Here is a 13,899-nt window from a genome sequence, read left to right on the forward strand (position 1 = left end):
GCGTGTTGGTAGGGGTGCTATCATGCACCCCTACGGTGTTCTTCTGGCCTGATGATAAGGGATTGCCGATGTTCTCGCGCTCGAAGGGTGCGGCGGCGCAGCGCAGCCAGGGCCGCAGGTGGAGGCCGGGGCAGCAGTCCGAGGCCTACCTGTTTCTGCTGCCGAGCCTGCTGGGCTTTGTGCTGTTTGTGCTGCTGCCCATGCTTGGCTCGCTGGCGCTAAGCCTGATGGATTGGAATCTGCTTGCGCCGCCGCGCTTTGTGGGCCTGGGCAACTACGCGCTGCTGTTTACCGCCGACCCGATCTTTGCGAAGGCCGCCGGAAACACGCTGTTCTACACGGTGACGATTGTGCCGCTGCAGCTGGGGCTTGGGCTGCTGCTGGCGCTGGCGCTGAACCAGCGGATCCACGGCCTGGGGCTGTATCGGCTGGTCTATTTTATGCCGGTCGTCAGCAGTGTGGTGGCCACAGCGCTGATCTTCCAATGGATGTTTAATCGCGATTTCGGGATTGTGAGCGCGCTGTTCTGGGAGCTGGGCGAGCGCACCGGGCTGCCGATCGCGCCGCCGGATTGGCTGAACAGTACGGCCTGGGCCAAGCCCTCGGTGGTGGCGCTGACGGTCTGGAAGAACGTGGGCTTCACCATGGTGATCTACCTGGCGGGCCTGCAGGCCGTGCCCACAACCCTGTACGAGGCGGCGACGGTGGATGGCGCGGGGGCGTGGGCGCGGCTCCGCCACATCACGCTGCCGCTGATCAGCCCGACGACATTCTTTTTGCTGGTGATCCAGATGATCGGTGCGATCCAGCTGTTTAGCGAGCCGTATGTGATGACGGGTGGCAAGGGTGGCCCGGCGCACGCCACCAAGTCGCTGGTGTTCTATATCTGGGAGAGCGGGTTTCGCTACAGCCAGATGGGCAAGGCCTCGGCGGTGGCCTGGGTGCTGTTTGCCGCCGTGCTGCTGTGCACGCTGGCCCAGAACTGGCTGCAGCGCCGCTGGGTGCACTACGAGGCGGGGGAGGAGTAGCCGATGAGCGATGATATGCTGCGCGGGCCGCGCCCGCGCTTCCGCCCTGCCCACATCCCGCTGCACCTGGCGCTGATCGCGGGCGGCGTGGTGATGCTGCTGCCCTTCGCGTGGATGCTCAGCACCTCGCTGAAGCCGCCTGCGGAGGTGTTTGCCTACCCGCCGATCTGGCTGCCCAGCGCGCTGGCCTGGGAGAACTACCAGAAGGCCTGGGCCTCGATGCCGTTTGGGCGCTACTACCTCAACAGTCTGCTGGTGACGACGAGCGTGACGGTCATTCAGCTGCTCACGGCCTCGCTGGCGGCCTTTGCGTTTGCGCGGCTGCGCTTCTGGGGGCGCGAGGCGCTGTTCCTGCTGTATCTGGCGGCGCTGATGATCCCCGCGCAGGTGACAATGATCCCCAACTTTGTGCTTGTGCGCGCCCTGGGCTGGTACGACACCTACCAGGCGCTCATCCTGCCGCCCGCGTTCTCGGCGCTCAGCACCTTCTTGCTGCGCCAGTCGTTCCGGTCGATCCCGCACGACCTGGATGAGGCGGCGCGGATCGACGGGGCGTCCTCGCTGCGCATCTGGTGGAGCGTGCTGCTGCCGCTGATCGCCCCCGCGCTCTCGGCGCTGGCGATCATCACGGCGCTAGGCAGCTGGAACGAGTTCCTGTGGCCGCTGATCGTGACCAACTCGGATGCGGTGCGCACCCTGCCGGTGGGCCTGAGCGCTTTCCAGGGCCAGTTCAAGGTGGAGTGGAACCTGCTGATGGCCGGGTCGGTGATCGCGATGCTGCCGATACTAGCGCTGTACACGGCGGCGCAGCGCCAGTTCATCCAGGGCGTGGCAATGACCGGCGGGCGGTGATACTTCACCACGAAGACGCGCATGTTTACCACCAAGACTCCAAGACTCCAAGATTGCTAGGGGATGGGGTGTGGGGCGCTGAATGTGCGTGTATGGTGCTTTGAGGGACGGCGTTCTAGATTGGTGTAATGAAGCAAAGAGGAGGGCTGGTGCAACCACGGCTGCGCCAGCCCTCCTTTTTATTGTGCTCTGCGCTTCTATTTTTTTCTTGGTGCCTTGGTGTCTTGGTGCTTGAACAGGGTGTTTCCCCTTCGCGCCTTGGTGTCTTGGTGGTTAAATGGCGCTTCTTGAGTGTTGATCGGGATAGTGAACAGCAGGGTGGCCCAGACCAGGCAGATGGCCACGTTGAGCAGGGCGTAGAGCGAGCGGTAGGCGGGCATGCCCAGCACCACGTAGCCGGGCATGCACCAGTAGAGCGCGGTGGCCCAGGTGAATGCGGCCAGGGCATTGGCGGCGCGGGGCGGCAGGCGGTAGCCGTCGGCCCCGTGGTTGGTGCGGCCCAGCGCGATGGGGACAAACAGGAAGCTGAGCACCATGTCCTGCCGCCCGTGGTAGACAGCGCACATGCTCCAGATCGTGAGCGCGCCCGCGAGGGTGAGGCTGGCCAGCCCGCTAGCGCGGATGGCAGCCATGGCGTGCGGGCGCAGCAGCCAGCGCCCGAGCAGCGCGGCCAGGGCCAGCGTGGCCAGGGCTAGGGCCAGCGGGCCGAGCGGCCCCCAGCCAAGGCTCAGCAGGTGGATGGCGTAGCCTTGGGTCTGGCCCATGATCATGGTCGAGTAGCCAAGGTACTCGCCGATGATGACGAGCGGGCTGGTCCACGCGATCAGAGCCACGGCCAGCAGGGCCAGCACCTGGGTGGCCACGCAGCCCGCCACCACCTTCCAGCGCCCGGCCAGCAGGGCCACTAGCAGCACAGGCAGCGACATGGTGTACTTGGATATGGCGATGCCCAGCAGCACCCCGGCCAGCCAGGGTCGGTCGCGCTCTAGCAGCAGCGCGCCGAGCGTGCAGGCGGCGATCAGCAGGCTGATCTGGCCTAGCTCGATCACCTGGCGGGTGGCGATCAGCGCTAGGAATAGGCCGAGCAGTAGCAAGCCCTGGCCCGAGCGCGGCGGGATGTGGGCCAGCGCACCCATGCACCACACGCAGGCGACCGCGAGCAGCAGGTTGGTCGCGGCCCAGATCAGCGTGGCGGCCCCCCAGGGGGCGTAGGCCAGTGGGGCCAGCAGCAGCAGCACTGGGGCGGCGCTGGGCACAATGGTGGTGTAGGGGTCGCGCCGCTGGATGAGCAGGCTGCCGCCCTGCCACCACTGGGTCAGGTCGTGGCCCCAGCGCGGGTTGCTGAAGGCCCCATCGGCATAGGCCTTGAGCACAATGTTGCCCAGGGCAATTGCCGCCATAGCGAAGGCGGCCAGCGCGAGCAGGGTGATGAGCCAGCGCGGCATTGCGCGAAAAGCGGCCATGGTCGAATCTCCGCAGAAGAAACCCTGCGAAGGATAGCATAAACCAGGGCGGGGCGCGTCACCACGCGCCCCGCCCTGGTGCGTTAGAGCAGCAAGGAGACTGCCCTAGTTGCTGCCCGTCACGGTTGCCGCCGTGTAGGCCGGGCCGCACTGCGTGCCACACGAGGATGGCCTGCTGAAGCTGTAGACCCGCCCGCCGTTGATCAGCTGATCGTTCACGTCGTAGATGCGGATCTGGTAGTTGGTGCCTGCGGTGCTGGTGCCGTCGATGACATACGACTGGCCCATATCGCCGTTCATCGTGGCCTTCTTCCAGGTGCCGTTGTTGTAGTACTCGACGCCGTGGATGCCATTGGGCAGGTTGCTGATAGCGATAGCCGCCCAGTAGACCGCCGAGTTTTGGATGAAGCCAACCTTGATGTCGCCGGTGTAGTTGGGGGCTGGGATGAACTGCCAGTGGATCTGGCGGTTGTTCCAGTGGCCGTTCAGCATGTCGCCCGCCGGAGCGCCATTTTTGGTAAAGAGGCTGAGCGAGTTTTTCGAGAAGTCGAGGTGGTTGGCGTCGTCGCGGCACCAGGCGTTGCCATCCTGGCAGCTGTCGGCCACGATCAGGTCGAGGGTTGCGCCGTTGAAGCTGTCGGCCACCCAGCCGCCGTTGCGGCAGAAGGCGGCGTTGGGCGCGCCGTCGTTGACGCCGGTGCAGTAGTCGCCGATGGTGACGCGCACCCAGCGGCCACAGTTCAGGCCGTTGTTGTAGAAGCCGATCTTGCTGGCGTTGGCGCTAGAGATCGGGCGCTGGAAGAAGGTGCTGTAGTCGCCGGGTGTGTTCTGCACATTCAGCGCCACAAAGTTCTGCGAGTCGATGGCCGACTGCGGCAGGCCGCAGCCGCCGTAGGGGCTGCCTAGACCGTCGAAGTAGGTGCCGTTGCCGGTGTAGCTGGTGCCGGGCACCGGGGTGGCCGTGGGGCCAGTGGTGGGTACGGCGGTGGGCACGCTGGTTGGGCCAGTGGTGGGCACGGCGGTAGGCACGCTGGTCGGGCCAGTGGTGGGCACGGCGGTGGGGATAGCGGTGGGCACCGTGGTCGGCACGCTGGTGGGCGTGGTCTGATCGCCGCAGGCTATGCCGTTCAGGGTGAAGTTGGTGGGCACGGCGTTGGTGCCGGTGGATGTGGCCTGGAAGCCAAAGTTGGCGCTGCCGCCCGTGGGGATACTGGCGTTGTACGAGGCGTTCTGCGCCGTGACCTGCGCGCCGACCTGGGTGACGGTGGCGCTCCAGGCGTTGGTAATCTGCTGGTTGCCGCTGAAGCTCCAGCCGAGTGTCCAGCCGTTGATGGCGGCCCCGCTGTTGTGGATGGTCACGTTGGCGGTAAAGCCGGTATTCCACTGGTTGAGCGTGTAATCCACCGAGCAGGTGCTGCTGGCGGCGGCGGTGGTGGTGGGTAGGGTGAGCGGCAGCACGGTGAGGAGCACCCCCAGCAGCGCGACCGGCGTCAGAAAGCGTTTCAAGCGACTCTCCTTTGAGAGGGTGCGCGCGGGCAAGGATCCCTCGCGCGTCGAGTTCGCTGAAAGCATAGGCCGGTCGCGTCACGGGAGCGTCACGGGCTGCGTTACCGCCTAGGCGGGCGTGCTGATGCCGAGCGAGGACAGCAGCTGGGGCTTTTCTTCTAGGGCTACCCGCGCCACCTGGGTGAAGGGGGTGAACCATTTCTGCAGCTGCTTGCGGGCCTGGGTACAGGCGCTGGTGGATTCTTTGGCGATGCCTAGCTGATCTTGGTGTTTGGTGATAGCCTGCCGCAGCGCGATAACTTTGGCCATGCCGTCTTGGATGTGGGCCTGGGTGACGCCGCAGGTAGCCAGTAGCTCAAGGATGTCGGGGCGGGCTAGGCTGTGGGTGTAGAAGGCTTCCGTCTGCTCGATCCAGCGGAGCTGGCTTTCGTGGCGGGGGCCGTTGAGCTGGAGTATGGTGAGCAGGCCGGGCTGCTCGGCCAGGGCGATGCGTGCGAGTTTGAAGTGGGCGCTGTAGGTGATGCTCAGGGTCTGTCGAGCGGATAGCACAGTGTCTTGCATGGTGCGCAACAGGCTTGCATGGTGCTGCTGCTGGCGGAAACATTCAAGCGCGGTGTCAAGTAGGCTTTGGCCGATAGAGAAGCGCTCGGGGGTGTAGCCGTAGGGGAGTAGGGCGGCGGCAATCAAGGGGTTAGCTTGGGCGTTAGCGATAGCGGTGGCAGCGAGGTGAAGCTGGCCGAGGATTGTTCGCTTACTGGCGGTGCTACTCATGCGGTGCTCCTTTTCATGAGTTATTATCCAGTGCTGGTGCAGACACCTGAGCTATTGCTGTGTATACCGAGCTGTCAGGAAAAAAGTTACGATTTGTTATCGTATGGATTAACGGTAGAGCAATCAGGTGGTGTTGGTGAGAGCTAACTGAGCTAGATTGCTAGCATTATTTATGGTTGGTTTTTATACAGGCAGAGCGAGCTTGTATTATTTAATAGGTGGGGAAGGTAACGATTTAGAATTTTTCTTATTGTATAGGACGTTAGACCAGTATTTTTTAAAGAATGGATAGAATCTTATGTGTAACGGGCAATGTAGTGCGGGTGATGGGCAATGTAGTGCGGGTGATGGGCAATGTAGTGCGGGTGACGGGCAATGTAGTGCGGGTGATGGGCAATGTAGTGCGGGTGACGGGCAATGTAGTGCGGGTGACGGGCAATGTAGTGCGGGTGACGGGCAATGTAGTGCGGGTGACGGGCAATGTAGTGCGGGTGACGGGCAATGTAGTGCGGGTGACGGGCAATGCAGCTGGTCCCAGCGGCCTCGCCCATCCGGCGAAGGTGTGAGCGGGCTGCGGCGGGCCATGATCACAGCCGCAGCGAAGGTGTGAGTTGATCGAGGCGGGCCGCTTTTTCCCAGATCGCTAGCCTGCCTAAGGGGCCGCGCTATAATGGCCAGACAGCAAGCAGAAAGGCATCCCCCAATGAAAAGCCGTGGCACCATCCTGGTGGTCGATGATGAGCCGAGCATCCGCACGGTGGCCCGCGCCTACCTTGAGCACGAGGGCTTCGAGGTGCTGCTGGCCGAGAGCGGGCCAGAGGCGCTCGACATCGCCCTGGCGCAGGCGCTCGACCTGATCGTGCTTGATCTGAACCTGCCGGGGATGGACGGCATGGAGGTGGCGGCGCGGGTGCGGCAAGCATCCGATGTCTACCTGCTGATCCTGACCGCGCGCAGCGAGGAGGCCGACCGCGTGGCGGGCCTGCGGATAGGGGCCGACGACTACCTGACCAAGCCCTTCAGCCCGCGCGAGCTAGTGGCGCGGGTGGAGGCCATCCTGCGCCGCCGCAGGCCCTCCCCCGCCAGCGAGGCGCTGCGCTTCTGCCACGTGCAGATCGACCGTGAGGGCCGCGTGGTGCGGGCGGGCGATGCCGAGCTGGAGCTGACGGCTACCGAGTTTGATGTGCTGCTGGTGCTGGCGCGGCACGCGGGCCGGACGCTGAGCCGCGAGCAGATCATCGATCAGGTGTGGGGCGCGGATTTCTACGGCACCGACCGCGTGGTGGACGTGTATGTGGGCCAGGTGCGGCGCAAGCTGGAGGCGGCCACGGGGGCGGCGCTGATCGCGACCATGCGCGGCGTGGGCTACCGCTTCACCGACGAGCCTGCGGGGGGACGCTAACCACGGGGGACGAATTGAACCACGAAGACGCGAAGACACGAAGGGTGATGGGGGTGATACCATTGATATAAGGTGAAAACTCAATATAGTGACGGGAAGTTTTAAGCATAGCTGCGCAAGAGATAGAGACAGAAAGATCTTCGTGTCTTCGTGTCTTCGTGGTTTTTATGCAGAGAGAGGCGGCTATGATGGTGTGGCGGCAGCTGCGGTGGCAGATCGTGGGGGCGCAGATGGGGGTGGTGCTGGTGGGCGTTGCCACGCTGGTGGCGGGTGCGCATCTGGTGACAACGGCCACGGTGACGCCGGAGCTGCTGCCGCTCATCCGGCATGTGGTGACGCAGGCCTTGGCCTTTGCCGCGCTGGCCTCGGCGCTGGTGGGGCTGGCCACGGCGCTGCTGCTGACGCGCCAGATCATGCGCCCGCTGCGCGAGATCGCCGCCAGCAGCCAGCGGATCGCCGATGGGCACTACGAGGAGCGTGTGGGCGTGCCCTCCAGCGATGAGCTGCGGATGATGGCCGAGAGCTTCAACCAGATGGCGGCGGCGCTGGGGCAGGTGGAGCAGCAGCGGGTGGCGCTGCTGGGCAACATGGCCCACGAGCTGCGCACACCGCTGGCTGGGCTAGAGGGCTATGTGGAGGGGCTGATCGATGGGGTGTTTGCGGGCGACGCCGAGACGCTGGCCATGATGCAGCGCGAGCTGCGGCGCATGCGACGGCTGGTGGATGATCTGCAGGCGCTTTCGCGGGTGGAGGCCGGGCAGATCGCGCTTGCGCCCACGTGCTTCGATCTGGCCGAGGTGGCGCGGGCGGCGGTGGCCCAGCTGCGCCCGCAGCTGATGGGCGGCGGGCTGTCGCTCGATCTGGATGCGGCGGGGGCCGTGATGGTGTATGCCGACCGCGACCGGACTACCCAGATTCTGCTCAATGTTATCGGCAATGCTATCAGCTACACGCCAGAGCGCGGCCAGATCCGCGTGGCGGTGCGCGCGGGGGGCGGGGTGGGTCTGGTGGAGGTGACCGATACGGGCGTGGGCATCCCGCCGGAGGCGCTGCCCTACCTGTTCGAGCGCTTCTACCGCGTGGACTCCTCGCGGTCGCGGGCCAGCGGCGGCAGCGGCATCGGGCTGACCATCGCGCGGCACTTGGCGTGGGCCATGGGCGGCGACGTGCGGGCCGCAAGCGTGGGGCCGGGCCAGGGCAGCACGTTCACGCTAGAGCTGCCAACACCGGGCGGCTAGGCGCTGCGGGTGCAGGCGGCGCAGCAGCGCGCGGCCCTTACACAACTCTTACACGCTCCTTGCCCTGCCCTTACGCTGGGCTGCTATCCTGCCTGGTGGTGAATACTGCCAGGCAGGATTTTTTTGCAGACTGGCTGGCGCGATTGTTGCGAGGAGCTGAGATCATGGGCGACTTCGATAGAGAGCTGGATGTGAAAGGGGCCAAGTGCCCGATGCCGCTGGTGAAGAGCCGCAAGAGCCTGGGCGAGCTGCCGGTGGGGCAGGTGCTGAAGGTGCTGACCACCGACCGTGGCTCGGTGGCCGACTTCCAGGGCTGGGCGAAGACTGCCAAGCATGTCGAGCTGGTGGCGCAGGAGACGGCGGACGAGCAGGGCCAGGCGGTGTACATCCACTACTTGCGGCGCACCGCCTAGGAGGGCGCGATGACCTACGATACGCTGACCGCCAGCGCGGCTGGCGATACAAAGGCCCTGCTAGACCGGATCGCGCAGCTAGAGCAGCGGGTGGCTCAGCTAGAGCAGGCCCCGGCGCAGGGGATCGAGGATCGGCTGGCCATGGTGGTGTTCTCGGGCGATCTAGATAAGGCGATCGCGGCGCTGATCATCGCCACCGGCGCGGCCTCGGTGGGGCTGGAGGTGTCGATGTTTTTCACGTTCTGGGGCATCAACATCCTGAAGCAGCGGCGGCAATTTGGGGCCAAGACGCTATTCGAGCGGGCGTTTACCGCTATGCTTCCGGCGGGCACCGGGCAGCTCGGCCTCTCGCAGATGAACTTTTTCGGGGCCGGGGCGGCGATCATCCGCAGGCTGATGCGCGAGCACGAGGTGGCCTCGGTCGAGGAGCTGTTTGGGCTAGCCCGCGAGCTAGGCGTGCGCATGGTGGTGTGTGACATGTCGCGCGAGCTGCTGGGCGTGCACGATGCCGAGCTAGTAGATGGGCTGGAGACGGGCGGCGTGGCGACCTTCCTGGGCGATGCGGCACGCTCGAAGGTGACGCTGTTTGTGTAACCACGGAGAGCCGTTTGAACCACGAAGGCACGAAGACTCGAAGGTGACGCTGTTTGTGTAACCACCAAGACACCAAGACTCCAAGATTTCTGGTGGAGAGAAGCGAGAAGATAGCCAGTCTGCTGCAGATGCGTGGGGGCTGGGGCAGGAGATAGATGATGCCCAATATGGAGCGCGAGGGGCTGCTGGAGTATGCCGTGGGCGGCGAGGTGCTGCTGGCCGCGCAGCCGCAACCCGAGGATTTCATGGGGCTGCTGGGGCGCGGGGTGCGCACGGTGATCAATCTGCGGGGCGATGCCGAGCGGGCCGCGCTGGAGCGGCAGAACGCCGAGGCGGCGGGGCTGTGCTACATCCACCTGCCGCTGCCGATGCACGAGCTGGAGCCGCAGCATCTAGCCGAGGCGGCGCGGGCGATCGCAGAGGTTGAGGGCGGGCTGTGCATCCACTGCCGGGGCGCTCGCCGGGCTAGCCTGCTGTGGGCGCTGTACCGCGTGGTACACCTGGGGTGGTCGCCAGCCGAGGCGCTGGCCGAGCTGGCCGCCGCCGGGTACAACGGTGAAGCTATCGACGCGTGCGCGTACTGTATTGATGACTACCTAGAGCGGACTGCGGCGGTATGATGAGGGCGTGTTTGGATCGTCGAAAGCAAGGAGCTACCCCTATGCGAGTAATGATCAAGGCCGCCCTGCTGGTGGGCGTGGCCGCCGCGCTGGGCGCGTGCGGCGCGCAGCCCGCCGCCGCCCCTGCCCAGCCGACCGCAGCAGCGGCGGCAGCGCCCGCTGCCCCGGCGGCTGGCGGCGTGGCCCAGTGGAGCGTGTCGGACCTAAAGCAGCAGATCGAGCAGGACAAGGATCTGTTCGTGCTGGATGTGCGGACGCCGGAGGAATACACCGGCGACAAACATATTGCGGGGTCGCACCTGATCCCGCTGGACCAGCTGGAGCAGCGGCTGGCCGAGGTGCCGATGGATAGGCAGGTGGCCTGCGTGTGCCGCTCGGGCAACCGCAGCGGGCAGGCCTGCGCGCTGCTGGCGGCCAAGGGCTACACCAAGCTGGCCAACATGCAGGGCGGGATGAAGGCGTGGCTGGACGCTGGCTACGCCGCGACGAACTAGCACAGTGGGCGCTTGGCGGCGCATGCCCCAAGCGCCCTTTTTCAAGAAGAGGAAGACCCATGAAGGTTGTTATCATCGGCGGTGTGGCGGCGGGCATGTCCGCCGCAGCGCGCCTGCGCAGGCTGGACGAGAGGGCCGAGATTGTGGTGCTGGAGCGCGACGGCTATGTGTCGTATGCCAACTGCGGGCTGCCCTATCATATCGGCGGCGCAATTGCCGACCGCGAGAAGCTGCTGGTGGCCACGCCTGAGTACCTGCGCTCGACGCTGCGGATCGACGTGCGCACCCAGCACGAGGCGACGGGCATCGACCGCGCGGCCAAGCTGGTGCGCGTGGTGGACCGCGCCAGCGGGCAGGAGGCCGCCGTGGCCTACGATGCGCTAGTGCTGGCCCAGGGCGCGGATGCGCTGCGCCCGCCGGTGGCGGGGATGGACCACCCGAACATCCACACGCTGCGCACCGTCGATGATATGGACACGATCAACGCCGCCATCGGGCAGGGCGCGGCCAGCGCGCTGGTGGTGGGCGGCAGCTACATCGGCGTGGAGGTGGTGGAGGCGCTGGTGGCGCGGGGCCTGAAGGTGGATCTGGTGGAGCTACAGCCGCAGGTGATGCCGCTGCTGGATGCCGAGATGGCCGCCGAGCTGGGCGACCACATGGCGGCCCATGGCGTGCGGCTGCACCTGGGCGTGTCGGTAAGCGCGTTTGAGGATGCGGACGGGCGCGTGCGCGCAACGCTGAGCGACAGCGGCGAACTGCTGGCCGACATGGTGGTGATGGCGGTGGGCGTGCGGCCCGCATCGGCGCTGGCCAAGGCGGCGGGGCTGGAGCTAGGGCCGCGCGGCGGGATTAAGGTCGATGGGCAGATGCGCACATCGGACGCCAGCATCTACGCCGCCGGAGATATGGTGGAGGTGGTGGACACTGTGACCGGGCAGCCCGCCGTGATCGCGCTGGCCGGGCCGGCCAACCGCCAGGGGCGGATCATTGCCGACGCGATCTGCGGGCGGGCCTCGGCCTACCGCTCGACGCAGGGCACCGCCATCGTGAAGGTGTTCGAGCGCAGCGCCGCGATGACCGGCAGCTCGGAGAAGGCGCTCCAGCGCGCCGGTGTGGCCTACGCCAAGGTCTACCTGCACCCCTCTAGCCACGCGGGCTACTACCCAGGGGCCGAGGCGATGCACATGAAACTGCTGTTCTCGCCCGCCGACGGCGCGATCCTGGGCGCGCAGATCGTGGGCGGCGACGGGGTGGATAAGCGCATCGACGTGCTGGCCACCGCGCTGCGGGCCAAGATGACCGTGTATGACCTGGAGCACCTAGAGCTAGCCTACGCGCCGCCTTATGGCTCGGCCAAAGACCCGGTGAACATGGCAGGCTTCCTGGCATCCAACCTGCTGCGCGGCGACGTGCGGTTCTGGTACGCCGAGCAGGTCGAGCAGCGCGGCGACGCCCTGGTGGTGGATGTGCGCGACCCTCAGGAGTACGCGGCCTGGCACCTAGAGGGCGCGGTGAACATCCCGCTGCGCGAGCTGCGCGACCGCGCCGAGGAGCTGCGGGCCAGCGGGCGGCGGGTGCTGCTGTACTGCTTCGTGGGGATGCGCAGCTACTACGCGTACCGCATCCTGGTGCAGCGCGATGTGGCCGACGTGGCCACGCTGGCGGGCGGGGCCAAGACGCTGCGGCTGGCGCACCGGCCAGCGGAGACGCCCGCGCTGGCGTGATGGCGTTTTTTCGAAGGTCAGGGGGCGTTCAAAGGAGTATACTGCGGGGTGAGCCACGTGCCCTGCGAGCGGGGCACACGGCGGGCGAGGATGCCCGCCAAGCATGCGAGGTTGTGGCTCGCTGAAAAAGGAGAACGACCATGGTCTTCGCAGGTATGTCACCGATGACAGCCGATAGCTGGTCCGATGTCGGGCCAGAGGCGCAGCAGGCGCAGCCGATCTCTTTTCGCACCCTGTACGACGATCTGCGCGCGCTCTACAGCGGCACGCAGCGCGAGATGACGGTCGACACCGTCCTGGTGGATATCCAGGCGATGTACCCGCGCGCAGCGCTGCCTATTCCGCTGGAGACGATGGCGGCGGATCTGCGGGCGCTCTATGGGTGCGAGCGCGTGTCGTGGGCGGATTTTAGCGCCGACTTCGCGGCACTGTACACGATGCGCAGCGCGCGGCACCGGTAGCGTTGGCGGGTAGCTCGCTCATCACCCAAAGGCGGCGGTCCAGCAGGGCCGCCGCCGTTCGTATGCCCGCCGCGCTCTGCTACAATGGCGGCGTTCTCTCACCCCACCACCTATACTAAAAGGGAGCATACGATGTCTCACCCACGCTGGCCGCGCCGCCTGTTGCGCATCACCGCCCAGTTCGCGCTGGGCGCGGTGATCCTGGTGAACCTAGCGGCGGCAAAACTGGCCTATATCTCCACCCACGTGCTGCCCGCCGATAGACCCACGTTTGCCCAGTACGCCACCACGCCGCTGGCGCAGGCCTGGGGGATGCTGGGCGGCACCACCACCGACCGCCCGATGAGCACCGCGACGCCGGATGTGGTGGGGCTGGCCTACGAGGTGCGCTCCATCCCTCTGGATGCAGGCGAGCAGCTGGAGGCGTGGTACGTGCCTGAGGCCCAGCCGCGCGGCGTGGCGATCATGTTTACGGGCTATATGGCAGCAAAGGACTCGATGCTGCGGCCCGCGCAGGAGCTGCACCAGATGGGCTACGCATGCCTGCTGGTGGATGTGCGCGGGGCCGGGGGCAGCAGCGGCGAGCTGGTGACGCTGGGCATGCGCGAGGCGGATGATGTGGCGGCGGCGTTCGGGTACGCGGCGCAGCAGTGGCCGGGGCAGCCGCTGGTGGGCTATGGCATTTCCATGGGGGCCACGGCGCTGATGCGGGCGGCGGCGCAGGGCCAGATCGCGCCAGCGGCGCTGATCCTGGAGGGGCCGTTCGACAGCATGCTGAACACGATCGGGCATCGGATCGAGCGGATCGCGCCGCGCTGGCCGACATCCGAGCTGGTGCTGCTGTGGGGCAGCCTGGAGATCGGCCAGAACGGCTTCGCGCACAACCCGAGCGCGTACGCGCGCGCGGTCACGTGCCCCGTGCTGCTGATGCGCGGCGAGCGCGACCCGTGGGTGCGCGCCGAGGACATGGCTGCGATCGCGGCGGCGCTGCCCACCCCGCCGCAGGTGCTGACCGCGCCCGGCGAGGGCCACACGATGCCCTTTGCGGTGGGCGCGCCGGGCCTGTGGGTGCCTGCGGTGCGCTCGTTTCTGGGCGGGCTGCCGCAGTAGCGGCAGGGGCTGGGGCCATGGCTGCGGGCGGGGCGCAGGATGGCGCTGGCAACGCTTGGCGTGCGGTGTGGCCACGTCTGCGGTGGTGGGTCAGCTGAGCAATGGCGGCCGTTCTTGCTCGGTGGGTGGATGCCCTACGCGGGCGGCGCACAGGGGCCAGCCCCTGTGAACCCCGCCGGGGGGCGATGCCCCCTTGGAACCCCCAATTTGCAGCGTTCCTATG

General features: G+C 66.4%; 15 protein-coding genes. 11 read left to right on the top strand and 4 right to left on the bottom strand.

Going from position 1 to position 13,899, the window contains the following annotated elements; translation table 11 throughout:
- Window positions 1–68 precede the first annotated feature (68 nt).
- Together F8S13_22945 and F8S13_22950 are read left to right on the top strand one after the other, a co-directional pair.
- Entirely contained in the window at window positions 69–1,028 is a 960-nt protein-coding gene (locus F8S13_22945) for a sugar ABC transporter permease (protein ID KAB8140611.1), read from the top strand.
- 15 nt (window positions 1,029–1,043) lie between these two features.
- On the top strand, window positions 1,044–1,880 hold the full coding sequence (locus F8S13_22950) for a carbohydrate ABC transporter permease (GenBank protein ID KAB8140683.1): 837 nt from the start codon (window positions 1,044–1,046) through the stop codon (window positions 1,878–1,880).
- A 197-nt stretch (window positions 1,881–2,077) separates the two neighbouring features.
- Here the strand turns inward: F8S13_22950 and F8S13_22955 are convergent, their stop codons facing one another.
- The 4 genes from F8S13_22955 to F8S13_22970 form a co-directional block, all read right to left on the bottom strand.
- Window positions 2,078–3,343: a DUF2029 domain-containing protein gene (locus tag F8S13_22955; protein ID KAB8140612.1), complete on the bottom strand. Its 1,266-nt coding sequence runs from the start codon at window positions 3,341–3,343 to the stop codon at window positions 2,078–2,080.
- A 105-nt stretch (window positions 3,344–3,448) separates the two neighbouring features.
- A complete protein-coding gene (locus F8S13_22960) occupies window positions 3,449–4,915 on the bottom strand; it encodes a hypothetical protein (protein KAB8140613.1) in 1,467 nt (488 codons plus the stop codon).
- Window positions 4,916–4,957: 42 nt separating this feature from the next.
- The gene (locus F8S13_22965) at window positions 4,958–5,398 is read right to left on the bottom strand and encodes a hypothetical protein (protein KAB8140614.1); all 441 of its coding nucleotides are present in this window, start codon (window positions 5,396–5,398) and stop codon (window positions 4,958–4,960) included.
- Between the two features lie 429 nt (window positions 5,399–5,827).
- A complete protein-coding gene (locus tag F8S13_22970) occupies window positions 5,828–6,376 on the bottom strand; it encodes a hypothetical protein (protein KAB8140615.1) in 549 nt (182 codons plus the stop codon).
- Here F8S13_22970 and F8S13_22975 point away from each other — a divergent pair.
- From F8S13_22975 to F8S13_23015, 9 genes are all read left to right on the top strand, one after another.
- A complete protein-coding gene (locus F8S13_22975) occupies window positions 6,324–7,022 on the top strand; it encodes a response regulator transcription factor (GenBank protein KAB8140616.1) in 699 nt (232 codons plus the stop codon). The two genes, F8S13_22970 and F8S13_22975, sit on opposite strands and share 53 nt — an antisense overlap.
- 185 nt (window positions 7,023–7,207) lie before the next feature.
- Window positions 7,208–8,260, top strand: a complete 1,053-nt coding sequence (locus F8S13_22980; GenBank protein ID KAB8140617.1) for a HAMP domain-containing histidine kinase — start codon at window positions 7,208–7,210, stop codon at window positions 8,258–8,260.
- A gap of 164 nt (window positions 8,261–8,424) precedes the next feature.
- Complete coding sequence (locus F8S13_22985; GenBank protein KAB8140618.1) at window positions 8,425–8,673, top strand: sulfurtransferase TusA family protein; 249 nt, start codon at window positions 8,425–8,427, stop codon at window positions 8,671–8,673.
- Window positions 8,674–8,682: 9 nt separating this feature from the next.
- The gene (locus F8S13_22990) at window positions 8,683–9,267 is read left to right on the top strand and encodes a hypothetical protein (GenBank protein ID KAB8140619.1); all 585 of its coding nucleotides are present in this window, start codon (window positions 8,683–8,685) and stop codon (window positions 9,265–9,267) included.
- A gap of 155 nt (window positions 9,268–9,422) precedes the next feature.
- Window positions 9,423–9,887, top strand: a complete 465-nt coding sequence (locus F8S13_22995; GenBank protein ID KAB8140620.1) for a hypothetical protein — start codon at window positions 9,423–9,425, stop codon at window positions 9,885–9,887.
- Window positions 9,884–10,381 carry a rhodanese-like domain-containing protein gene (locus tag F8S13_23000; GenBank protein ID KAB8140621.1) on the top strand — a complete coding sequence of 166 codons (498 nt, stop codon included), beginning with the start codon at window positions 9,884–9,886 and terminating at the stop codon, window positions 10,379–10,381. Before F8S13_22995 ends, F8S13_23000 begins: the two co-directional genes overlap by 4 nt.
- Before the next feature lie 59 nt (window positions 10,382–10,440).
- Window positions 10,441–12,105, top strand: coding sequence for a hypothetical protein (locus F8S13_23005; protein KAB8140622.1), 1,665 nt, complete (start codon window positions 10,441–10,443; stop codon window positions 12,103–12,105).
- Between the two features lie 140 nt (window positions 12,106–12,245).
- Entirely contained in the window at window positions 12,246–12,566 is a 321-nt protein-coding gene (locus F8S13_23010; GenBank protein ID KAB8140623.1) for a hypothetical protein, read from the top strand.
- Between the two features lie 84 nt (window positions 12,567–12,650).
- Entirely contained in the window at window positions 12,651–13,676 is a 1,026-nt protein-coding gene (locus F8S13_23015) for a prolyl oligopeptidase family serine peptidase (protein KAB8140624.1), read from the top strand.
- The last annotated feature ends 223 nt before the right edge of the window (window positions 13,677–13,899 follow it).

Source organism: Chloroflexia bacterium SDU3-3 (assembly GCA_009268125.1).
GTDB lineage: Bacteria > Chloroflexota > Chloroflexia > Chloroflexales > Roseiflexaceae > SDU3-3.

What these genes read in the sequence shown, in the direction of transcription:
- F8S13_22990 (KAB8140619.1), top strand. Translation starts at nt 8,683, where the DNA reads ATGACCTACGATACGCTGACCGCCAGCGCGGCTGGCGATACAAAGGCC.
- F8S13_23005 (KAB8140622.1), top strand. Translation starts at nt 10,441, where the DNA reads ATGAAGGTTGTTATCATCGGCGGTGTGGCGGCGGGCATGTCCGCCGCA.
- F8S13_22945 (KAB8140611.1), top strand. Translation starts at nt 69, where the DNA reads ATGTTCTCGCGCTCGAAGGGTGCGGCGGCGCAGCGCAGCCAGGGCCGC.
- F8S13_23015 (KAB8140624.1), top strand. Translation starts at nt 12,651, where the DNA reads ATGGCGGCGTTCTCTCACCCCACCACCTATACTAAAAGGGAGCATACG.
- F8S13_23010 (KAB8140623.1), top strand. Translation starts at nt 12,246, where the DNA reads ATGGTCTTCGCAGGTATGTCACCGATGACAGCCGATAGCTGGTCCGAT.
- F8S13_22950 (KAB8140683.1), top strand. Translation starts at nt 1,044, where the DNA reads ATGCTGCGCGGGCCGCGCCCGCGCTTCCGCCCTGCCCACATCCCGCTG.
- F8S13_22985 (KAB8140618.1), top strand. Translation starts at nt 8,425, where the DNA reads ATGGGCGACTTCGATAGAGAGCTGGATGTGAAAGGGGCCAAGTGCCCG.
- F8S13_22960 (KAB8140613.1), bottom strand. Translation starts at nt 4,915, where the DNA reads ATGCTTTCAGCGAACTCGACGCGCGAGGGATCCTTGCCCGCGCGCACC.
- F8S13_22995 (KAB8140620.1), top strand. Translation starts at nt 9,423, where the DNA reads ATGATGCCCAATATGGAGCGCGAGGGGCTGCTGGAGTATGCCGTGGGC.
- F8S13_22975 (KAB8140616.1), top strand. Translation starts at nt 6,324, where the DNA reads ATGAAAAGCCGTGGCACCATCCTGGTGGTCGATGATGAGCCGAGCATC.
- F8S13_22980 (KAB8140617.1), top strand. Translation starts at nt 7,208, where the DNA reads ATGATGGTGTGGCGGCAGCTGCGGTGGCAGATCGTGGGGGCGCAGATG.
- F8S13_22955 (KAB8140612.1), bottom strand. Translation starts at nt 3,343, where the DNA reads ATGGCCGCTTTTCGCGCAATGCCGCGCTGGCTCATCACCCTGCTCGCG.
- F8S13_23000 (KAB8140621.1), top strand. Translation starts at nt 9,884, where the DNA reads ATGATGAGGGCGTGTTTGGATCGTCGAAAGCAAGGAGCTACCCCTATG.